This is a genomic window from Acidiluteibacter ferrifornacis (assembly GCF_009909615.1).
In the GTDB taxonomy this organism is placed as follows: Bacteria; Bacteroidota; Bacteroidia; order Flavobacteriales_E; family Vicingaceae; genus Acidiluteibacter; species Acidiluteibacter ferrifornacis.
Map to the genome: position 1 here is coordinate 107875 of NZ_WWNE01000018.1, position 24019 is coordinate 131893.

Annotated in this window: 16 protein-coding genes; 1 reads left to right on the forward strand and 15 read right to left on the reverse strand. The window is 36.2% G+C overall.

Features of this window, described 5'->3' with window-relative positions; genetic code table 11:
- Positions 1–199: 199 nt before the first annotated feature.
- From GQN54_RS14585 to GQN54_RS14615, 7 genes are all read right to left on the reverse strand, one after another.
- On the reverse strand, positions 200–514 hold the full coding sequence (locus GQN54_RS14585; protein ID WP_160634301.1) for a hypothetical protein: 315 nt from the start codon (positions 512–514) through the stop codon (positions 200–202).
- Between the two features lie 231 nt (positions 515–745).
- Positions 746–1180 carry a hypothetical protein gene (locus GQN54_RS14590; protein ID WP_160634302.1) on the reverse strand — a complete coding sequence of 145 codons (435 nt, stop codon included), beginning with the start codon at positions 1178–1180 and terminating at the stop codon, positions 746–748.
- Positions 1181–1201: 21 nt separating this feature from the next.
- The gene (locus tag GQN54_RS14595; RefSeq protein WP_160634303.1) at positions 1202–2410 is read right to left on the reverse strand and encodes an RNA methylase; all 1209 of its coding nucleotides are present in this window, start codon (positions 2408–2410) and stop codon (positions 1202–1204) included.
- Positions 2411–2516: 106 nt separating this feature from the next.
- Positions 2517–3212, reverse strand: a complete 696-nt coding sequence (locus GQN54_RS14600; protein ID WP_160634304.1) for a hypothetical protein — start codon at positions 3210–3212, stop codon at positions 2517–2519.
- Positions 3213–3324: 112 nt separating this feature from the next.
- Positions 3325–3570, reverse strand: coding sequence for a hypothetical protein (locus GQN54_RS14605; RefSeq protein ID WP_160634305.1), 246 nt, complete (start codon positions 3568–3570; stop codon positions 3325–3327).
- The gene (locus tag GQN54_RS14610; RefSeq protein WP_160634306.1) at positions 3567–4331 is read right to left on the reverse strand and encodes an HNH endonuclease; all 765 of its coding nucleotides are present in this window, start codon (positions 4329–4331) and stop codon (positions 3567–3569) included. The genes GQN54_RS14605 and GQN54_RS14610 overlap by 4 nt, the downstream gene beginning before the upstream one ends.
- A 93-nt stretch (positions 4332–4424) precedes the next feature.
- Positions 4425–5171, reverse strand: coding sequence for a hypothetical protein (locus GQN54_RS14615; RefSeq protein ID WP_160634307.1), 747 nt, complete (start codon positions 5169–5171; stop codon positions 4425–4427).
- A 599-nt stretch (positions 5172–5770) separates the two neighbouring features.
- Here GQN54_RS14615 and GQN54_RS14620 point away from each other — a divergent pair.
- A complete protein-coding gene (locus tag GQN54_RS14620) occupies positions 5771–10375 on the forward strand; it encodes an FG-GAP-like repeat-containing protein (protein ID WP_160634308.1) in 4605 nt (1534 codons plus the stop codon).
- A 21-nt stretch (positions 10376–10396) separates the two neighbouring features.
- Here the strand turns inward: GQN54_RS14620 and GQN54_RS14625 are convergent, their stop codons facing one another.
- From GQN54_RS14625 to galE, 8 genes are all read right to left on the reverse strand, one after another.
- On the reverse strand, positions 10397–13225 hold the full coding sequence (locus tag GQN54_RS14625; RefSeq protein ID WP_160634309.1) for a PAS domain S-box protein: 2829 nt from the start codon (positions 13223–13225) through the stop codon (positions 10397–10399).
- A 1-nt stretch (position 13226) separates the two neighbouring features.
- Positions 13227–13766 (reverse strand): heme NO-binding domain-containing protein, encoded by a 540-nt coding sequence (locus tag GQN54_RS14630; RefSeq protein WP_160634310.1) that lies wholly within the window; start codon positions 13764–13766, stop codon positions 13227–13229.
- Between the two features lie 6 nt (positions 13767–13772).
- A complete protein-coding gene (locus tag GQN54_RS14635; RefSeq protein WP_160634311.1) occupies positions 13773–15125 on the reverse strand; it encodes a sigma-54-dependent transcriptional regulator in 1353 nt (450 codons plus the stop codon).
- A 51-nt stretch (positions 15126–15176) separates the two neighbouring features.
- Entirely contained in the window at positions 15177–16262 is a 1086-nt protein-coding gene (locus tag GQN54_RS14640) for a glycosyltransferase family 4 protein (protein WP_160634312.1), read from the reverse strand.
- 30 nt (positions 16263–16292) lie between these two features.
- Positions 16293–17504, reverse strand: coding sequence for a DUF1972 domain-containing protein (locus GQN54_RS14645; RefSeq protein ID WP_160634313.1), 1212 nt, complete (start codon positions 17502–17504; stop codon positions 16293–16295).
- Positions 17505–17657: 153 nt separating this feature from the next.
- The gene (locus tag GQN54_RS14650) at positions 17658–20024 is read right to left on the reverse strand and encodes a glycosyltransferase family 4 protein (protein ID WP_160634314.1); all 2367 of its coding nucleotides are present in this window, start codon (positions 20022–20024) and stop codon (positions 17658–17660) included.
- Between the two features lie 26 nt (positions 20025–20050).
- Entirely contained in the window at positions 20051–22690 is a 2640-nt protein-coding gene (locus tag GQN54_RS14655) for a hypothetical protein (RefSeq protein WP_160634315.1), read from the reverse strand.
- A gap of 258 nt (positions 22691–22948) precedes the next feature.
- Positions 22949–23983 (reverse strand): UDP-glucose 4-epimerase GalE, encoded by a 1035-nt coding sequence (gene galE, locus GQN54_RS14660; RefSeq protein WP_160634316.1) that lies wholly within the window; start codon positions 23981–23983, stop codon positions 22949–22951.
- Positions 23984–24019 lie beyond the last annotated feature (36 nt).

Below are 24019 nucleotides of genomic sequence, written 5' to 3' on the forward strand. Positions count from 1 at the left end.
TTTTCCATCCAGGTGTTTCTATATAATCGTTCTACATTATCTTTTATTTAACAGCGTTTCTCTCATCCGTTTTCCATTCCTGAATATTATAGGCTAATTATCGAACTATTTCTTCTTAAGAAACTTTTTAAATATTATTTGTCGGGTTGTCCAAATTCTTTTGTCAATGTTTAGTTTAGGTGTTGTGCGCAATAATTTGCTATATATCCATGACTGTGATCTGAATTTTGTCAGGTTGATTAAGTTCATTCAGAATTTGATGATTGGAACTCATAGAAGTGCTTGGGGTGTTTGGAGTCACTCTAAGCATACTGTCTTTAATTTCATAGTTTCCAATTCCATAGACTTCGGTTAAAAGACAACACCCATATTCCGAGAAAAACTCTATAGTATTATTATCGGATACTTTAACGTAATGGGTTGAGTCGGCCCAAAATGTGCCAATTGGTTCACTTTTCTGGCTAAAACCAACAGCGGCTGAAAAGAAAGTCAATAGGGTTAGTAGATGTTTCAATTTTTAATCTTGTGGATTAAGATACATTATTTACAATAGTTATAGATTCATCTATTACACTAAATAAATTGCTAGCCTTGTTGATTATTTCGTGTTCCATTTTGGTTATAGTAATCTAGAAAATATATACAATAGACCTTCCCAAGTTTTAAAAACTTATGGTTATTTTCAAATCTTTGAGCCTAGTATAACTATGTCTCAAATTAAAGAGGAAATTGTTTGTTTTTTACCTCAGTTCTTTGTTGTAGGTTGTTTTTCTTTTCCTTTTTTATTCCAATACATCCAATCGTCACTGTTTACCCAATTTCCTTCATTTGTATTTTTGTTGTATTTCCATACTCTTGTTCCTTGTGCCTTCAAATTTCCGTTTTCATACCATTCAGTAATTGAATTGACATGCGGATTTTGCGATATGGATTGATAGATGAGTTGTCCTTTCTCGGAATAACTCCTGCTTCCTTGATCAGTTATTATCATCTTAAGTTGACCACTTTCGTAGAATGACTTTTCCTGTCTAAATTGATAGTTTATTTTTTCAATATTACCGTTTTTAAAGTAGGTAGTGTCTAAAGGTTTTCCATTAATACTAATTTCTGCTTCTTGACTCTTCCCATTCATAAATGCAAACAGAAGGATCAATAGGAGGAGGGAGTTTAGTGGTTTCATAAGGTGTGTTTTGATTTCGTTTTATTCCGCTATTGCAATCGCCTCTAAATTTATTAATTCGCCAATAAAGCCATAGATTTCAATTAAATCCCAAGCAGGTTCCAAATATGCTTTAATTGTTTCAAATTTTACGGTTATACCGCAATTTATTTTTTCTATCAACTCCGATAAGTTGGAGTGGTGCGGTTTTTCCAAGCGATGTCCTCTTGCGAAAATGAGAGCTTTCTCCTCACTTATATTTTCTACAAATAGTGGGAAAATGGCTTTTCCCTTTATAGCAAATTGGCCGTTCGGCAATTGGAAACCTCTTCTTAAATTCGATTTTCTTAAAATCCCGCCATTACTTTTTAAGGCCAATATTTTTCTTTCAAAAGCAATCTCTATTTTTTGCTGAAGTGATTGTTGATTCAATAGTTGTTTCCACTGATTTCGTGGATTTTCGGCATTAATCGGTGCCACGTATTTATGTTGACCAATGCTATTATCTTCTCCAGCTTCTTTGAGTAGGCGGTTTTCAAATTGATCCATCGGAGGGCTGACATAATCCATCACAAAGCTCACTGAAAATTCGGGCGTGTCTGCAATGTGATACACCGCATGAGGAATAAATTGGGCATCACCAGCTTTTAATTCATAGCATTGGGCTTCAGGAAGCTTTTCTTTCACATTGTGGAATACCTTGCTGTGGTGCAGGATCGCATTGTGCTCTGGATCGTCCCAAGTGTAAAACAATTTATTGGCGGGCCCAAGATGAAACAATACCCCATCTTCTCCTACGGCATCTTTGTGAATCCCAAAAGGAGTAAATCCATAATTTCCCATGAAAAACAAAAATGAAATACCTTCTAACGGCAATCCTGCCGATGCTATAAAAGGACGAACCACTTCTGCCGCTTTTTGGGCGAAATCATTGCTAAATTCTTCTAGATAGTTGAAAATTAGCCCAAATTTCTCTTCTCCGAAAACTTGACTCGACCATGATTCTAGGGTATCCTTCTTTTTTGGTGGATGCGACAAAAGGCGATCGTTGTAGTCGTTTCTTAACTCACTGTTGATGTATGTTTTCAAACCCAAATGGAGTTCCCCTTTCGCAATGTATGCTTGGATAACCTCCAATAACAATGCTTTGATTGTTTCAACATCGGTTGGTGAAATAAGCGCTGATATCCGAGCTGGCTTTTTGAGCTGCTGCGAATCTTGGTACAATTGTTCCCATTGGGTGAGCTTCATGAGGGGGTGGTTAGTAGGTTGGTTATTGAGTAGTATGGTTTTACTGATATTGGAAATATTTAATAGCTTATAATGTTAAGTCTTAAAGTTGAAATTTATAATAGTTTTATTCGTTATTTATTTTTCTCTTTATTTTATTTTTTAAAATATAACTATCCAAAAAGTCTCCTTTTGAAAAGCCTGGTTCATTTTCAATTTCTGTTTTTCTTCTTGAAATAATCAATAATCCAATTCTTTGTGATTGACAAACACTCACAAAGTTTTCAAAATTATCCTTTGTTTGAAAATTTGAATGCTTTAATTTTTGCGTAAGATTTAAACTATCTTTTGATACAGCAATCCATTTTTCATTAGCTGGATATTGATGAATTTGGGTAACCACATCTATTAATTTATATTTATCAGATTCTAAAACCATTAAGGTAATTGAAATAAGAAAAGTCATGAATAATACTAATGCAATAGAAAGTAAAGCCGTAAAATACCAAGCCATATTTTGGAAAAAATATAGAGATAGGAATCCAATTACTAATGAAGGTAGGATTGAATGTAACGCAAATTTATAGTCGTTCCATGAAGTAATTAAATTTCTTAATGTTTTATGAGATTTTGCTTCTATTGAAACAGTATGTTCTTTTTGTTTTTTAGAATTAAAACAGATTAAACCATCTGCTCTTTTCATGGAGGTTGTACAGACCTCATCTTTACAAAAGACCTTTTCTAATTCATACTTTTCTTTGTAATAATCTTTGAGAAAACTAAGAGCTCTCATTTGAACAAATTTTTCAGTAAGTCTGGACATTTAACTTTAATTGACAATTTCGTTTATAATTGTGCGGTTTATAGTAATTAAAGGTTTTTCTATTTCTCGGATCACAAGTCGGAGCTAACGAGTTAGTATTTCGTAATAAATATCAATCAACTTTCATCTTTTCTAAATAGGCATCAAGTTCATTTTCTGAATTAAAATGGAACGCACTTTCAGCCTGGTTTTTAAAGAAATTGATAAAGTTAATGTGGCTATGAAATAGTCTAAAGGAGTTTCCTTCGTGGTTATATAAGTATACCACTGTGCTATTTGAATTATTTGAAACCTCGATAGTTTCCAACGTTCTTGAAGGTCTCAGATAATCCGTATTGATTGTTCTAAAATGATTCATTTTTTAAAGATAGTACTGTAATGATAATCTAAAAACTCTTTTGAAGGAAGAAATTTGTCTGGTAGATTTATTTCCTTATTCTCAAATTTTAAAAAAAAATCCTTTACAGCCGTTTCTTCATTGTATTCTTCAAAAGCCTTTGAAATTTTAACTTTATAATCAGGTGTAATGGTGATAAATCCTTTATCAAATGCTTTGTCATGAATTGAATTTAAACAAAGTCCATTTCTTGGATTCAGTCTATTCTCAATGTCTTTCGACCACGGTATGATGTGACTAGCAATTAGAAAATCTGTAATACTTAAACCTGTTATACAGCATTTTGAATAATAAGAAGATAGAATTGTTGCCCTGAAAAAATTTTGATTGACACGTTGCTTTACAAGTGCTTCTCTATCAATTCCAATTTTATATTCATCTATTTTAATTTGAGCGACCTCTTCAATGCTCTTATTGGAATACTTAGCGATTAGCAGTTCACTTTCAAAGGCCAATTTTTCCCAATTGCCATTGAATTCATCCCAAACGACTTCATCTAATTTACTTCCATTTTTTAAGCCGACTATACCTTTCTTTTTTAATTCAGGATCAAGCCGACCAAAATTGCCAACCTTCATGTTTAGAGCAGAAGGCGACCTTCCGATAAGTTCTGCGAATTTTTTAATTAAAGGATTTGTTTTGCTGCTGCTTTTGAACGGTAACTTACAATACACATTGAAAGCAATAATGGTCTCTTCTTTGGTCCAGTTTCTTCTATCCATTGGGTGTTATTGTTTGACTCCTTTCATTTATTGGTTAGGTTTTTTACTCTTGATAGAATTATGATTAATTTCTTTAAACTAACTTTCCCTACACTAGAAGTTTAAGTCGGTTTTTAGAATAGATAATTGTTGACCATTAACACTTAATCTTGACTTTCTTAACCTCATTGCTTCATTATTTAAAGCGAGTACTTTATGCAATTCTATTGAATCTTTAATTATTCGATATAGCTGCCAATGATCATATTTAAACGGTTCACCACTTTTTATTATTTGTTTCCCTTCCCTTAAATTGTATTCAAGTGGTTTCTTCTTTCCTTCTTTGTCCCAAATTCCATTGGAATGAATAGTATTTCTAAAATGATTGAGTAATTCGACAGATCTTGCTAAATCAGAATGCTTTAGTGCCATTTTTTCGAAATAGTTTTTACCTTTAATAGTTCTCTCATATTCTTTTCTTGTGAATTCGAATATACTTGACATCTTTACTATTGCATTAAAGGTAATATACCTACGTTGGTTGTTGAATGTGTGTCCTAAAGTATTGTTTATTCCTTTATAGTTCATGTATGTACTGACATCATAAAAATTTTTTAAAGAATAGCAATTATAAAAAATACTCTGTAAAGTATTTTCAAAATATCCAAATTGTTCAACTCTATAATCAATAATATGTGAAGGGATTTTAAGTGCATTGGTAACGTCCTTCCAGATGACCCTATTGAAAGAAAGTAACTTTTCAATTAATACTAAGCAAACGTCAATGTCTCGATTGATTTTTATGAATTTTCTACTTTCATGAAAGTCTTCTTTTCGAATATATATATTTGAATCCTCCATAGGTTTTGTTTAATTTGGATTTATACTGAATAAAGTCTGAAAAGCAATTAGTTAAGCTCTGAGTTTAATTAACTTTTTATTCTTCTTAACTTCAAATAGTTGGCTTTGTCAATAAAAGTTTATTATTATTTTTAATTGCCGAATTACAGATAACGTGCATTAGGGTGCCATGCATTATAAATATTGTTGCTTTTTTTTAAACACCAAAGATTATTTTTTCATAATTTGTTGCTAACATTTAGATATCAAGCTACTATTGTCTAATATCCATAATTTAATTCTTTTATTCTATAGTAGTCAATCATTAAACATCTACTTTTAATTGAATCAAATACAAGCGTCTAAGATAAGCGAAAATTCCAAGTAATTGAACTAGAAGCTTTAAAAATAGAGGACTAATAACCTCTAATTTCTTCCAACTCCAAAATCCCTCAACCAAACTCCATTTCCATCTCCAAATGCCTCTATTTTTTCCAAAATATGGAAAATGTGTTTCGGAATGGGAATGTTTTAATGTAGGTTTTTAGTTTAGTTGTTTGATATCTAGTGTCTTTTTGTTCGTGGCTTAATTTTCGGCATAGCCCACGAAAATTCAAGTTATGAAAAAAACAGTTTTACTTCTTTTTGCGATAATGTCGTTACTCAAAATGGCTTTGGCTACAGGTGAGCCGAGCACGTATTTCAACATTTACGTACCACCCAATAACGATGCTACTAATCGCTACGTGGCGTTGATTGTTACTGCTATTCAAGATAGTACGCACTTTGAAATTATCGATGATGGCATGGATGGCGATACCGACGATAGTCACTCCGGAATCTTAATGGCGAATCAGTCGTACATTTTGTACATCAAAGACAATGGCATCAACGATGATGCGAGGTATTCTTCTGGTGGAGTTTTAAAAGCCGATGGAGATTATTTTATCATCAAATCGGATAAGTTGGTGTACGCTTCTCAGTCAACCAATTCGGATTGGCAATACGATTGGGTGCCTTCGGTAAACAAATCCTCAAAAGGTAAAAAGTTTGTGCTGTATGCGCCTAAAAATTCAAATTCGAATCGGGATTTGAATTTATTCGCTTATGAAGATCAAACCACCGTAACGGTAAAGCGAATTTCGCCAGCACCAATAACAACCACAGGTTACACTCAAATCGACGAAAGTAACGCCACAATAGTCATTCAAAAAACCATAAACATAGGGGAGGATTTGATTTATCTCTATAACGATGGTAGAGATGTATTGGAGTCGGGGCATACGTATTTGATAGAATCCAATAAAGCGGTGACTGCCCAATATGGCGCTTTGTATAGAAATGAGCGAGATGGAGGAGGATATGTGCCTTCTTCGAACGGAAGCAGTTCAGGAGAATTGTTTTACTTTTCAGTCCCTTATCAATCTAGTTTTGAGCAAGAAATTCGTATCGTTTCATGGGACGATGCAAACGATGTTCAATTGGATCGGTATGAAAACAATACCTGGGTACCTACCAAAAGTTGGAATTTGGGTACTTCTTCCACCGCAGATTGGGTGGGAAAAGCTGAAGGTGCTTCTTATGCTACTACTTTTCGATTGACTTGCAGTTCGGGTAAGAAAATTTCTGTGTTTGCAGCCAATTGGTTGGAAACTGGAAACCCCGGAACTTCTGACATTGCTACCATGGCTAGTTCACATGAAGGAACGGCTTCTGGAAAGGAGTTTATCTGTTACATGGCTCCTCCTGGTTACGAGCAAAATGCCATAGACCCTTTTACAGGGAGTAGTTTTGGTGGTGCCTTCACTCACTTGTTTTTGTTTGCCAACGATTCAGCAAACGTGACCGTAAAAGATGCCTATACCAATGGGCAAAAATTCAGTAGAACGTTTCAAATTGAGGCAGGTCGATATGCCGATTGTGCGTTGTCCTTGCAAGAATGGAGAGCGATTTACAATGGAGATGGAAATCCTAGTAGCGGACCTGAACGTCCATATCTATTGGTGACTTCCGATGTGAATATTTCGGTGATGAATACCAATTTTAACGACAATTGGATGATGTATTTTGGTTCTTCTTTAGAGCAGTCGTTTAATCAAAAGAGCAGTAGTTCCCAGTCTCAGGGTATCCCCGGAGATACAGTAAGTGTGAATACCAAAATTGAGCTAAACACGAGTAATCCGGTTTCCAATGTGAATGCACAAGTGAATATTGGAACGGGTAGTATTCCGCAGTCGTCTAAGTTTGTTGATTCTACCAATAATACTACCATTGATGGGATTATTCAAACCAATGATAAAGGATCAACTGTAACGTTTGATTCTTTGCCAGACTTAGATCAGAATGGAAATTACAGCATTGTCACTGAAGTAATTTTGTTAGCAGCGAATAACGACGGCTCGCCATTGGGACAAAACTCAGTAGTGACGGTAGAAACGAGTGTGAGTGGAGAAGTGGATGGGCAACTGCAACAATCCACTTCTACAGAAGGAATCAGTTTGAATCCTGACAATACTTCTAATTTGATTTACAGCCAATATACAATAGGTAACATTGTTTCGGATTTAACCGACAGCTGGAATGCGAGTTGGGTAGATACCGATGCCGACGGAGATCAAGATTTATTTGTTTGTTCCAAGGATTTGAATGGCAATAACCGATTGTATTCCAATAATGGGAACGGAACCTTTACGTCAATAACCAATGGTGCGTTAGTAAATATTGCTACTCAGGCCATGTCTAGCGCTTGGGCCGATGTGGATAACGATGGAGATATGGATGTATTGATGGTGAACAATAATTATGACCCATTGCAATTGTATCGGAACAATGGAAACAACAATTTCACGAAAGTGAACAATGCAGGTTTTCCAAAACATCCTGGGTATTATCATGGCGCTTCTTGGGCCGATGTCAATAATGATGGACTTTTAGACGTCGTAGTTACGAATTATATGCCGACTCGTTTTCACGAATTGTATTTGAATTTGGGAAATGGTCAATTTGAATTGCAAGCGAATTCCATCATCAACCAGCAATCGAGTTACACCGTTGCACCTACTTGGGTAGATTATGACAACGATGGACAGTTGGATCTATTTTTACCGAATAATTTAGGCGGAAACAATGCGCTATTCAGAAATGTAGGTGGTCAGTTTGTAGAAGTGAGCAACGCATTGACTGATGATGGAGGATACAGTGTAGCAGCTGTTTGGGCTGACCCAGATAACGATGGCGATATGGATGTGTTTGTAGCCAATTCTTCCGGTCAGAAAGATTTCTTTTATTTCAACAATGGAGACGGATCGTTTACACGCGATACTACTTTAGCTTTCACCAGCAAAGGAAGTAATACGCACGGTTGTTCGTGGTTAGATGTGGACAATGATATGGATTTAGATTTGTACTTGACGGATGATCAAGGAACGAAGCAACTGTATTTGCAATCGGAGAACTTTACTTTTAGCAATAAAGTAGACGAGAAAGCGGTCATTCATTATGGTAACAGTTATGGACAGGCTGTAGCGGATTACAACAAAGATGGGCATTTGGATATTTTTGTGAGTACGCACAGCGATCAAGAAAATTTCTTGTGGACCAACAATGGAAACGACAATCACTTTATCAACATCACTTTCAAAGGAACAGCTTCTAATAAAAATGCCATTGGCACTAAAGTGCGATTAAAAGCAGGAAATGTGTGGCAAACGAGTGTAGTTTCCAATCAAAATGGATTTGGAAGTCAGAATAGTTTGGAGCAGCATTTTGGATTGGGTGCTAACACTTCAGTAGACTCGTTAATGGTGTATTGGCCCTCTGGTTATGTGCAGTATGCAACAGGAATTAATGCAGATCAATTTATTGAAATCACAGAAGATGCTAGTGTATTGGTGAGTGGAACAATCTATGGAGATGTTAACCAAAATTGTGTGATGGATTCCACTGAAAATGGCATTGGAAATCAAGAGTTGCTGTTGCAACCATTGAATAAAGCCATCTTTAGTGATGCCAATGGAAATTATGAATTTAGAGCGCCAGCTGGGAATTATACGTTGAGCTTTGCCAATACCACATATTGGAATTCGAATTGTGGAACTGTAAACATTCAAGTAACTAATTCTTCCGCACCAATTATCAATCAAAATGTAGGGTTGAGTGCATTGAATTACGCAGCAGATTTAACAGTAGAATATGGAAATACACTGTGGAGAAGAGGATTTGCGAACAACTCATTCCTAAAAGTGGAAAACAAAGGAACGGTTGTGGCTTATAATACTACTGTTCAACTGAATTTTCCAACAGAGTTAGATTTGCAAAGTAGCTCAGATAGTTATCAGTCCATTTTAACGAACAGTTTTACTTGGGTAATTGATAGTTTAAAAGCCGGAGGGACGTACGTTATCGCTTTAACGGATTCTGTGAATCTAACAGCATTCATCGGGCAAAACTTAACTGTAAACGCAAGTGTAATTGCAGCAGCAGGAGAGACCAATACCGCTAATAATAATCATTCTTATACATCAGAAGTGGTGGGCTCTATCGATCCGAATGATATTTTGGCTTGGCCCAATGAAGGATTAATTACTTCCGTTTTTAGATTAGATACGATTACTTATAAGGTTCGTTTTCAAAATGTAGGAAGTTATGAAGCGGCAAATGTCTATGTGAGTAGTAAAATACCAGATGGTGTGAATGTAAAAAGCTTTAGAATGATTTCGCACAGTCACAATTGCAGCTTTACTATCAATGATGGAGTAATTGATTGGGTATTTAGAAATATCAATCTTCCAGATAGTACGGCCAATGAGTCGGAAAGTCACGGTTATGTGATGTATAGCCTAATAGTTGATCGAGCTGCTTTAAGTAATCAAGAAATTATAGGTCAGGCGAGTATAATTTTTGATTATGAATCACCATTGGTTACCAATCAAGTGTTTCATCAGGTAATCAACTCAAGTAAGGAAGCAGGTGTGCTTAAGATTTGGCCGAATCCGGCTAGAACTGGAGCAACCATAACTATGGCTGCTAGACGAGATATTGACGGATATTATCCTCTATTGAAATCGATTACGATGAGTGGAGCGGATAGTAAGGTGTTGTTGAAAAAATTTGTGAGTGGCTCAAAAGTATCTTTCCAATTAGAAGGAGTAAAGCCTGGCAGTTATGTTATAGTTGCTGAAGATATAGAAGGAACCAATCACATAGGAGTTTTGATTGTTCATTAATTCAGAAGGCCTTCGGAAGAATTAAGCGTAATTCTTCTGAAGGTCTTTTACTACTTTATCCAAAACATCACAAAACTGTTGATTCAATTGGGGAAGTTCTTCTATATCATATTCTTCACCGATGTATTCCAGTTTTCTAACCGTTTCTTTCAATGAGTTGATTTGTAAATTATCTAAGCTAGGTTTTAGCTTGTGTGCCAACTTTCTGATTCGGTCGTAATCATTGGTTGCTTCGGCCTCTTTCATTTCTTCAATAGCACTGGAAGTTTGCTGAATAAAAATGGCCACCATCTTACTGATGAATATCTGATCTCCTCGACTAATGGTCGATAATTTCTCTAAGGTATATAGAGCTTTGTGGGTTAATACAGGTTCCTTATTATCAGCTTTAGGAAGGGTAGACTTACCCAACCATTGCATCAATGTTTCTAAAATTTCTCGTTCTTCAAATGGTTTACGGACCGTGTCATTCATTCCAGATGCAATATAACTTTCAGTGTCTCCTTTTAATACATTAGCGGTAAGCGCGATTATAGGAATGTCAATTTTTAGTTGATTGCGAATATATTGAGTGGCCTCAATTCCATCCATTACTGGCATTTGAATATCCATTAATATCAAATCAATAGGCTTCTCTTGCAATACATCAATAGCTTCTTTACCATTGGTAGCAAAATGAAGGTTTAACTCGTATTGAGCTAGTGTGGTCTCTATTACTAATCGGTTGAGCTCATTATCTTCCGCAATTAAAAGACTCTTTCCTTTTAGCTCTTCGCAATTATACTGATCATTCGAAAAGGAACTCTCCTCACTAATATCTTGATCAGACAATAGAAATGGCAATGTTATTATCACTTTAGTACCTTCTCCTTTCTTACTTTCTATCGCTATATCTCCTCCCATTAAATCAACGAGTTGCTTGGAAATATTCATTCCCAACCCAGTTCCTCCATACTTTCTAGCAGTAGAACGATCCTCTTGGGTAAACTTGTCGAAGATGGTTTCAAGGTATTGTTTATCTATGCCCACTCCAGTATCTGTCACACTAATCTGTATCAATTGAGCGTTGCCTTGATTTTTAATAAGTTCACTAGAAATGGTCACGCTACCTTTCTGAGTGAATTTAATAGAGTTTCCAATCAAATTGAAAAGTACTTGATTTAAGCGAAACGGATCACCGAATAGAGTAGGAGCAATTTTAGAGTCAGTGTGAGTAGTCAGCGTAAGGCCTTTTTCTTCTGCTTTCGGCTGCATGACATCACACGCTTTTTTTAGACTATCACCCAGGTTAAAGGATACATTTTCAATACTTAGCTTTCCTGCCTCTATTTTGGATAAGTCGAGAATATCATTCAGAATAATCATTAAATTGTCTGCAGCAGAGCGAATAACATCAAGGTGAAATTGTTGCTTTTCATCCAACTTTGTTTTATTCAATTGGCGAGCCATTCCAATAATTCCATTCATCGGTGTACGAATTTCATGGCTCATATTCGCTAAGAATACTTCTTTCACTTTTGAAGACTCCTCTGCTTGATATTTTGCTTCTACTAATTCTCTTTCTATCTCCTTTTGTGAAGTAATGTCTAAGTGTATTCCTACAGATCCTGTTGGTTTTCCCAATTGATCAAATAGAGGGGCTCCGCTGACTAGCCACCACTTAGCTTCTCCTCTCTTGTTTTTCGTCGCTATCTCATACGCGTCTGAAACTCCTTTAGTGCGCATACTGTTTTTTTCTATTAAAACTTCGGCATTTTCTCCTCTAACAAAGAGTTTAGAAGCAGTACTGTTTAAAATTTCGTCCAATTCAAACCCAGACATTTTACAGAAACTTTGGTTGGCGTATAGTATTTTTTCATTTTTGTCTACCTCCAATAAACCAAGGTTCATGTTTTCAATAATACTGCGGTATTTCTCTTCGCTTCTTTTTATGGCATTCACTTGATTCCTTTGTATGGTAACATCGCGATAGTTCCACAAATGCCCACTGTATCTGTTTTCTACATAAATTGGAATGTAATCTCGTTCAAAAATTCGACCATCTTTGAGTAATAATTCGTCGTTTAGAACTTTCTCTTTTGATTCTAAAATTTCATTAATTCTGTTGACAAAACCTTCTTCATCGATAAAAGAGACTTTACTCTCTTCGGCTGAACTTGAGCAATCTAATCCAATTAATGAATCGGGAGGAGCGGGGATAGCAAACAAATTGCAAAAGGTTTGGTTAACCAAAACCATTTTGCGATTTTCATCTTCTAATAAAACGCCTGATTGTAGCGTTGCAATTAAGTTTTTCAATCGGGTTTCAGATAATTTTATTTCTGTAATGTCCCTAGCTACAGCATTTACTTGTACTAATTCACCGCTATCATCATATATAAAATTGACATTTTGTCCCAACCAAATGGTGTCACCCTTTTTATTGATTACAGGAAATTCTTTGTAGCTAGTAACTTCTTTTCTAATGCTTTGTTCTAAATAAAACGCTTGAATTTCTTGGGTGTATTCAGCATCTACGAGAGCGCTAAAGCGAATTTGTTTTATTTCCTCTAGACTATAACCTATTTTAAGGAGTGCTGTGGGATTAGCATAAGTGAAGTATCCATTATTATCTGTTCGATAGATAATATCACTTGCGGTTTCTACTAATAGTCGAAATCGAGATTCCGTTTCCTTAAGCTCTTCAGTACGTTGAGCAACTCTATCTTCCAGTTCACTGTTTATTTTACGTAGATTTTCATTCGCAAAATGCAACTCTAAACTTTTGTCTTCCAAAATCTTCTCCGCTTGCCTCCGAGCTCTTTTCTCTCGTTCAATTCTTCGCTTTAAAATATCAACTTCATTATCCATGCTAGATTTTCTCTATTCTAAATTTTACAGTCTGTCCATTGTTGTCAATTTCTGTCTGCTTCACATTAAAGTTTACGCCGAAATGCGCACCGCAGCCATGAATTAATCCTTCAGCAACGTCTCCCATACTTCGGTGAGAGTTATATATCAATTCAATGGTTTTTTCATCGAGTTGATTTCCTGTAAATTGGGGAGGGTTTGCCTCAGGGTATAATTTTCGAACCTCTGTATGTATCAATATTTCAATGTTTAGCAACATGTCAAATGGGTCTTTTATGTCTTTCAATAGTTCCGGATAATTTTTAGCCAATCCACCAAATAAGTATTCTCCATAAGTTCTGAGTAAGTCGGGTAAAGGAATTCCTGAGCGTTTGTGCAGCGCTATCACTAGGTTGACCAATTGAGCATGATCGTAGGTGTTCACCGAGGTATATGCGCCGTCTAGTGGATCATGAGCGTCGGTGATGATATTGTCAACCATTTGGTAGTCAAACTTTTCTTCTACCATCTCTAAAAATTCTGTAAATATTATTCCTTTCATCTTTTTTTAATTTAATTCGATTTCTTTTTCCGAAATCATTTTGTAAATAGTAGATTTTCCAACGTTCAATCGTTTAGCTACCCCAACCACATCATTGTTGTATTTAGTCAAAAAGTACTTTACGATGTCACAAGTATATGCTCTTAGCGATTTTTCTTCTGCTAAAAATGCTTGATCTCCTTTTACGGAAGCATAGTTGATATCGTTCGCTGTAATGATATTTTCCTCACATAGCACAGCCGCCAGGTCTATCATGGCTTTTAATTCACGAACGTTACCGGGGAAATTATATCGCAGCATTTTTTCTTTAGCGCTTTCATCGAGTTTGGGTTTGGGTTGCTTGTTTTCTTTCGCGTATTGAGCAATAAAATGATTGGCGAGAATCAACACATCGTTTCCTCTTTCTCTTAGTGGAGGCAATTCTATTGGCAATCCCATCACACGATAAAACAAATCTTCTCTAAAATGCCCTTCTTGCACTTCCTTTTGTAAATCACGGTGCGTGGCTACAATGATTCTTACATCCAATTTTACTAACTCATTACCGCCGACACGCGTCACTTCCCTTTCTTGAAGTACACGAAGTAGTTTACTTTGAAGGTTTAAATCTAATTCTGCGATTTCATCTAAAAAAAGTGTTCCACCTTGAGCTTCTTCAAACTTTCCTTTTTTTCTAGCTAATGCACCAGTAAATGCTCCTTTTTCATGTCCAAATAATTCGCTCTCTACCAATTCTTTGGGGATAGCGGCCATATTTACCGCTACAAATGGCTTTTTACTTCGATCTGAATTGTAATGAATGGCTTTAGCTACCACTTCCTTACCAGTTCCTGTTTCTCCTGTTATCGATACATTGATGTTCGATTTACAGGCCTTTTCCATCATTTTAAAGGTTTTTGTAATGGCAGGACTTTGACCTATAATGGTTTTCTCAAAAGAGAATTTATGTTCTAATTGTTCGTGCAACTGGTTGACTTCATCCCGCAGGGATTGGGTCTCCATGGCTCGAAGCACTGAATTCCACAACAAGTCTTTGGTATTGTCATCTTTGATGAGGTAATCGTAAGCGCCCTTTTTTAGAAGTTCTAAAGCGACACTAATTTCCTCCTGTCCACTAATTACTATAACTGGTACTTTAGAATTCCAATGTTTGATTTTAGTCAGTAATTCATCACCCGTCATGTCGTCCATGCTGTAGTCGATGGTAATCAACTGCGGATTGAGGTGTAAATTTTTAAGGCATTCTTTACCAGAGGCGAAGCAATGAACTTCGAAATCAGGGTTCAACGACAAATGGTATTCTAATATTTGAGAATACCACGGATCATCGTCGACAATAAATATCTTGTATGCACTCATTTTTTCCTTTTTTTAGATGGATTCCAAATTACGGAAAAAATGAAGACTAATTTAGCTATTCAACACTTTTTCATTTTGTTGCAATTGAATTTGCCACTCAGCAAGGGTTTGGTTTATCATCAACCATTTGGAAAGTACAACTTGGATTAAAATAAGTGACAAAATCACTAAAGTGCTGCTGAAAATTGCCGAAAGTATGATTCCAATTAGCATTAGTGCAAGTTGAAGCGCTACGATAGAAAACACAATTTTTGCATGGTTCTTTTTATTGTTCAACAGTAAATGATGCAGATGGGATTTATCGGCAGCTAAAATGGAATATCCTTTTGAAAAACGCTTTAGAAATACGCGTAAAGCATCAATCACTGGAACGAGTAAACCACTAGCAATAAGAATGAAAATGGACTGAGAATTCGTGTGCTGCATTGCAGCTTGAAGAAGAATAATACTTAAAGTGGTTAATAAAAAGCCTAACGTCATTGAACCGGCATCTCCCATAAATATTTTAGCTGGATATAGATTGAACTTTAGAAATGCAATAAGTGTTGCAGATAGGGTGAGGCAAACTATAAAAATACGCTGTTGATTTAAGCTCAAAGCTATGCCTGCTAGAAGCAAGGTTGTAACTAATCCAATGCTGCCTGCCAATCCATCTATGCCATCAATTAAGTTAAATGCATTGGTAGATCCTACTAAGACTAAGATTGTGATGATATATTGGATTGCTAAAGGAATTTCATGAATGCCAAATAGTCCAAACATAGATTCAATACGTACTCCTGAATGAGTCACTAAAAAGGCAGCAGCAATTTGAATCAATAAACGAAGTTTTGCCGAAAGATCGAAACGATCATCATAAATGGACATGAGGAAAATTAATGCCAATGCAATAAACGATTGTTGATAGATCAAAATGGTCAATAATAGGGAAGAATGAAAGAATGCGACTATTGTAAAAGCAGTGAAAATGGCTAGTCCTCCAACTAACGGAGTGGACTGTTGATGGATTTTTCTATTGCCTGGTTGATCAACTAATCCTATTTTTTTACTGAGGACGATATAGATGTGAATTAATAATCCTGTTAAGAGAGTAGTCGAAATAAATGTTGAAATGGATTGAAGTACTATGTTTTCCATAATAGTGTTATTTAAGTTGAAGTAAGGTGATTAGTTTTCGAAAAATAATTTCTGATTATTCAGATGGGCTACTTTGTTTTGAAGTAGACTTGTATTCGGTATTTGAGCGATTTTCGATTTTACGTTCTCTTTGTTTTTGCTTTTTAATGCTCTTTGAACGAGGTAATTGTATTTGCTAGCAATAATTTCCCAGGTATAACGACGATCTGCAATGGATTTCATCACTTTTCCCAATTTCGCTAAGTCTCGCACGGAGGTATTTTCGATGATTGTTATCAACTCCTCTTGATTACCAAAGTAAAGCGCTCGATGTCCAGTTGTCGTGCGATTATATGAAACTCCAAAGGCTATAACAGGTAAACCTAAGTACATGGCTTCCACTAATGAAGGGTTGGTTCCTCCGGCACTGTGACCATGAACATAAACCATGGCATTGGATCGTAAAACATCCAATTGACGCTGATTGTAGATAGGGTCAAGTAAAATGATATTATCATAATCTGCATAATCCGCTTTTAACTTTCTGCCGTATTCGTTGATGTTCCAATTTCCTACTATCACTAGGGTATATTTTTGCATGGTTGCAAAGGATTCCAAGATCACATGTACGTTATTTTCTGGTTCTATTCGGCACACTTTAAAAGCGTATGTTTTTTGCAGAAAGGGATATTGTTTTTTATCAGATACAGTTGGTTTCACCTTCATGGTGTGGTCAGCGCCATACTCTATAATCTGACTTAAACTTCCATATCGTTGAGCAGTATAGTTCTGTATACTTTCGTTGTCAGAAATGTCGATGTGGGAATAGTTGACGGCAATACTTTCAGCCCACCATAAATACCATTTGGCAAACTTGTTCCACTTGTCTCTTTTCCATTCAATTCCATCAATGGAAACAATAATTTTTTTGTTGGTAAACAAACGAATGAATGGAAAAATCCAAGCTCCAGCCACTCCTAAAACTAACATCACATCAGCAGTAAACAACGCGTGGAGAATGGATAAGGTATCGTAAATGATACTTTGAACCCCGTTTGCATCAAATGGGAGGAATTTTAATTTTGCGCCTTTATAAGTTGCTTGACGCTCCTCTTTGGGGTACTTCTTTCCCGAGCAATATACAGTGATGTCGTAGTCTTTGGCGGTATGTTCTACCAAATGTTCTGCTAATGTTTCAAATCCACCGTAGCAAGCAGGTAGTCCTACGGTTCCGATGATGGCTAGTTTATTTTTCTTTTTCATTTTAATCGTATTTGAAAACGGATGTGCCAACAGTGTGCCTCTCTTGAGATTAGTGTCTAATGTTTTGTTATTAAGTGTTTTGGGATTGGGTGAGAGGCGAGTTGTTTCCAAATAAGAGAAGTGTTTTCCAAATTTTGGAATCATCAAAATGAATTAAGCAAAGCCATTACCAACTAAGAATGCCTCCCAATTTTGATTGAAATGACTTTTAGTAAAGGCGGATAGGTACTTTTTCTGAGCAGATCGTCCCATCGCAGGCAAAGTGGCTTTTCCTTTAATCAATTGAAGGATACTATCCGCTAGTTGTGATGGCTTCCCCGGATCTACTAAAAGTCCTCCATTGCTGTCAGCGATAGCTTCTTTTGCTCCTCCATGGTTGGTGGCTATAACAGGTCTTCCTGCGCTCATTGCTTCTAAAACCGTTGTAGGAAAAGGATCTTTCATCATCGATGGAACCAAGCATATATCGGCATCTTCCATCGCTGAGGTGATATTCGGTGCAAAGTTTTTGATGACTACAATATCTTTTAGTCCGGCCTTTTCAATCGCTTTTTCCAATTCTTGGAGTGATTCCTCCTGACCTGGTACAGCGCCTCCCATTAATGTAAATTGAACGTCTTTGAGTTGATCCAAAGTTAGTTGCTTCAATGCTTCTAATAAGTACCATTGTCCTTTTTTAGGCATAATTCTTCCAAATAAATAAAATTTTAAAAGACCCCTTGCAATCTTAGGTTTTACAACAATTTGATCAATACCGTTGTGGATAACCACAATTTTTTGTGCTATTCGCTTTGAATACCTGATTAATCCTTTTTCAACTGCTGCAGATACGCACACTACTTTTTTTGCATAACGATTAGCCAATTGAGCAGTTAACCAGCCTATTGCTTTCGGAGAATCAATGATTTCATGCACATGGATATAAGAGGAAATTTTGAATTGTTGCAAGAACGGAAGAATAAATGAAGTGCTCAACGTATTGACATACGCTGAATCGAATGAATGCTTTTGATGTTGTTTTTTGAAGTATTTCCTAAACCGAAACCATTCTCCAATAAATGTCAGGATCCCACGAGGGTTAAAAATACCGCGGTAGATAATGGGCATAAAAGGAATGACTTTTACTTCTGTATTGGTAGTATTCTCCTTAATAAATTTTACTAAAGGCCCTTCAAACTTTAAATAAACTGACTTTTTGGTATCCTTTGGCATTGCATTGATGGCGTTGACTAATATTCGATCGGCACCATAAAGTTCTGATGAAGGGTGAAAAATCGCTACTGACTTTTGAATTTTTTGATAAGCAGCTTTTATCTGATTTCCTTTTGCTCCCCAAGTGAATTCACGCTTAAACCGGTTTCTTGAAAGGTTAGAATAGAACCTAGCATTATTCGAATCTCTTTGTAGTTCAATCAGTTTTCCAGCAAGTGCCATCACAGTTTCTGAATAACCTTCAACTTTCACTTTTAAACCAGCATTTCCGGCTAACTCTCCCGGACCAACATTGTCCAAGGTTACAATGGGCAATCCATAACTCATCGCTTCTGGTACCACCATTCCGGCACCTTCATGAGATGGAAATAAGAATACACTTGCATTCTGATAGATTTGCTTCATTTCAGCGCGTTCTACCCATTCTACCCATTTTATTTTATGGTCGATTTTCAACGCTTTTGCTAAACGTTTTAAGCGAGTTTTTTCTTCTCCATTTCCAACTAGAATCAATTGTGTTTTGTCTCTCAACTCTTGAGTAAGGGAATCATAAAAAATGGCAAATGCTTCTATCGTCAAGTCAAAACCTTTCATGTAGTGAAATCGTCCAACCGATAATACATTGAATTGATCTGTGTTTAAAGTAGCAGTTGAATCAGTTGATTCTGTGGCCACTGCAGGTACAATTTTTACCTTACTATCTGGAGCATTCATGACTTTAGCAATACTTGAATTGATGACAAAAATCGTATCTACTTTTTTTACGGCTAATCGGAAAAATGGATCCATATTTCTTAGCAACCATTTGAAAATGAAATAGAATTGATCTTTTATAGCGGCTTTTCTACCGTAGATTGGTCGAAGGAATTGTGCTTTTACTTTAGGGTGGTGCCCCACTGGTCCCCACATGGTTGGTTTTCCTAACGTCCATAGAAAAGTAGGCACACTATCGCTGTGAAAGTTGACTGCATGTGCGATGTCAAATTGCAACTTGTTTTTCTTGATGAATAGCGGCAAGAACAACTGCCAGAAATAGTAATATAACACATATCCTCTTTCGCCAATTCTCTTTTTCAACCACATTGCCCAAGCCGGTAGATCATAGCCAATGAAAACACTGTTGCTGTGCACATCCGTTGAGTTTTCTTTTAAAAATTTCTCAATATGAGGGATGTTATTTTTTCGAGTAATCACGATGGTGGGATGCTCTTTTGCAACTTCTCTGCTAATGTTCCAGCCTGTCCCATCTTCGGAACCTTTGTAAGGATTTACTGCGTATGCTGAAATAAGGATGGTCTTCTTTGACATGGTTTCGTGTTTTTTAAGCGGTTGGATTAGGCTACCTTTGCAAATTCTCTCAATACAGCTGCAATGGTATCGTCTAAAATGTTGTTCTCTATACTGGTGTAATAGCTCTTTTTAAACTTCAGCTTCAGTTCATCAAAAAGTGAGCGATAATTGCTACTCATTTCTATTATGTCTTCAGCATTCAATTCTTGCTTTCGCGCCAAAATGGTTTCAGCTTCTGCGTATAAAAAAATGTTGAGTTTTGGTTTCATTACAAATCGATAAAGTGCTTTTGTTATGTTTCTATTGATTTGAATATTACTCCTTTTGGCATCGTTGATGAAATCAAAATAATACCGATCATACAGCACTATTTTTCCTCTTAGAATGTATCGGAAGTAAACGTATACTTGACCGATCATATAGTCGAGGTAGTAGTATAAGAAACGAGCTGCCGAAGAAATTTTATTGTTGTTTTTTCCTTTTCTTGGAAGAGTATCTCCGGCTATTTTTTCTGCCTTTTGTTTGCCATGTTTGATGGCGCTTAAAATGGGTAAAATTCCCGGTCGGTGTCTCAACAGAACAACCTCTTTGCGATATTTTCGCTCAATGTTATTTTTTACGATTTCAATCACAGTTGATTTTCCTGCACCGTCTACACCACTGAAAGTAACCATAAAACCGCGGTGATAAATGAGTTCCTTAATGGTATCGATGTAATAATTCCATTTACCACTCATTAGAGTGAATAAGGAAGTATCGTAAAGTGCTTCTGCGACTTGACTTTCTGCCGTTCTTCCTTGTGTGAATAGTTGTGCTAAATTTTTGAAATCAGTACCGTATAAGTGATTAATATAATTAATCGCCTCCGTTATGCTATTTGAGGAGTGATTACTGAAAAATTGGTGATATCGTAAAGGAATTGCAGAATGGTTTAAAGTATAAAAACTGAAGGCATAGGCTAAATCATGTTTTAGAGACGGGAGCATAATTCCTTTTTCAGAAGTAGAGCTATCTCTTAATAGGTCTTTTGCCGAAAGCATCGTTAAGTGCTTGCGTTTAAATTGGTGAATCAAGTCTAAACTCAAAAAACGATCATCAATAAAATGAATTTCTATTGTACTCATAAAGCTTTTTTGACGATGTGTCCATCGCTTGATAAGTGGACTTTGCTCACAGCATTGTATTATTTTCTTTATCCCTTGCTTGGTAATCGCTAAATCTAAATCTGAAGATTCGGGTACTTCACTTAGGCTCTTGTAATCAAATTTTAAAAAGGCATGCGGGGTAGATTGTAATTCTCTATTCAATTCTTCTATAAAGTAAGTTCTACAGTTTTCGTTGCTTTCCATCAGCTGTAATTCTTTGGTTAATGCCTTTTTCCACGTTTCAATTTGCCATTGATTCTGAATGGTGAGTTTTTGTTTACCATACACTTGCATGAAATATCCAACAGTGGTTAACAAATACAATCGTTGATATAATTGAACATCAATTGATTTATTTTTAATTGCTTTTCGGATGGTTTTCATTCTCAAAGTCTCTTCAATTTGTAGTTCAATTTGCTGTAAATTGAAGTGATCCATCAAGATTCCTTTTTGATAATGGAAGTGGAATAAATCAAAAAGTGCAGGGGCTTCTTCACGATACATTTCCCAATCGTACAATGCAATTTTATCTTCGTTTAAATACATATTCCAAGGTGTAAAATCTCCATGAGCCCAATGTGTAAGAACTGGAACGTCTTCGTTCATTCCATGAATAATTCGCTCTCCCAGCATTCTTAATTCCACTAGTTGTGCATTTTTCGAAAATCGGTCCTGATGAAAAGCCGCTTGAGTTTCTTTCCAAAATGAAGTTTGTTTTAAAGTTGTTTGCGCTGAATGATTGAACAAGTTTTCAGTAACAAAGGCCGCATGTATTGTGGTAAATGATTCTATTCGTTCAGAGTTCGCTGCTTTGACATTTTCAACAATGATTCCTTTACTGTTTTCAGAACACGTAACCTTAGGTAGTTTTAAATAAGCTGATGTTTGTAGGTGCTGAGATAATAAGGCGTTCTTTTCATTTTCAATTAATTTGCTGGAAGCTTCGCTAGTTGGAACCTTTAAGAATTTGACTACTTTTTTATTCTCCAACAAAGCCACTAAAACAGATCGCTGCAAACCCGGAGTACCCATGAATATGCTGTATTGATCCCAATATTCTTTTGTGACTTGGTTCAGCTTCAACACCTCCTTAGCGTAGATTTTGATTTGGCCATTTGAAGCCAATCTATCTAGACCTAATTTAGAGATGACTTTGATAGCGGTAGAGATGAATTTTCCTCTTTTGCCTGAAGCGTTGTAAAATGACAATACATTCTTCAAGTGTTTCCCTTGATACAACCAGCGCATGTTTCCTTCTGGTTGGTTGATGTATTTCAACGTTTGTGAATCAAAGTTTGCGGGAGCTTGAACTTTTCCAAAATCCAAGATCAAATCAAACGAGTCCAAAGACATTCCTTTGTATTCAGTTAGCCTTCCCGCAAGGTTGACTAAAATTTTACATCCTTCTTCTGCTAATTCTTCTTCATGGTCAATTTCTAAACGGCCATAAGGGTCAAAAATGAATGGGTTAGTAGGCTTTACGGAATACAACTTAATCAGTTGGATAATGTCGCTGTAGTATATTGAACTTGTTTTCATAAAGGTTAAACTTTCTCTGTTTATTATCCTATATGTCAAAGCCGTGCCATTTCTATGTTGGTTTGTTATTTCGTTGTTTATTAGTTAATTGCGATTTATGAGTAGTGAATTTTGCCGTTCCGTTTTCCATAATTTGAAACTGATTTCCAAAATATGGAATAGTTGTAAGCCTTTGAAATAGGCTTCAATATTAGAAAAATGAGCTAAAAAAAGGTTGGTCACAATGACCAACCTCTCAACGCTTGAAAAAATAATTGGTTAAGCTGCGTTTGACTTTTCTATTTTTAAACTTTGTTCCCACTGCCAAGCATGCATCAATGCATCTTCTAAAGTGTATGTCGCATTCCAGTGTAGTGCTAATGCTGCTTTTCCGCAATCGGCATAAATGGATTCAATATCGCCAGGTCGTCTATCTACATATTTCACAGGTAATTGCTCACCTGATACTTTTTCAAAAGTCTCTATGACTTCCCGCACGCTATTTCCTTTGCCTGTTCCTATGTTGTAGACATCGGTTCTTCTTGTGGAGAGCAATCGAGAAAGCGCTGCTACATGAGCTTTCGCTAAATCAACTACGTGAATGTAATCTCTTACGCAAGTGCCATCTTTGGTCTCGTAGTCTGTTCCGAAAACTTGCAGGTGATCCCGATCTCCAATAGCGGTTTGCGTGATGAATGGAACCAAATTCTGAGGAACTCCGCTTGGCAATTCACCCAATAAACCACTTGGATGAGCACCAATTGGATTGAAATACCTCAAAATGATGGCGCCAGTTTCCAATTGATCTTTAATGAGTTGTTCGCCCAATTGTTTGGTTTCTCCATAAGGAGAACTAGCAGGTTTTAAGTCACAATCTTCTGTTACAGGCAAATGATCGGCCACTCCATAGACTGTTGCTGAAGAAGAGAATACCAAATCAGGAATATTGAATTTTTCTTTGATGTTGATAATCGTCTGTAGCGACCCCATATTGTTGGCGTAATATTTTTCAGGATGAGCTACCGATTCACTCACCGATTTGTAGGCAGCAAAATGAATAATTCCAATGACTTGTCCCAATTGAGAAAATAGATCTTCCATTGCTACTTGATTGGCACAATCTAAATCATAACATTGAATGTCATTAGTGGTCAATTGCTTGATTCGGTCTAAAATCCAAGGTTGGGAATTGGAGAAATTGTCTATAATGATAGGTTCATAACCAACGTTCCATAATTCTACTACGGTATGCGATCCGATAAATCCTGCTCCGCCAGTCACTACTATTTTTGGTCTATTGCTATAATTATTCATGGTATTTTATTTTAATGGGTTAGTAGATGAAACTAT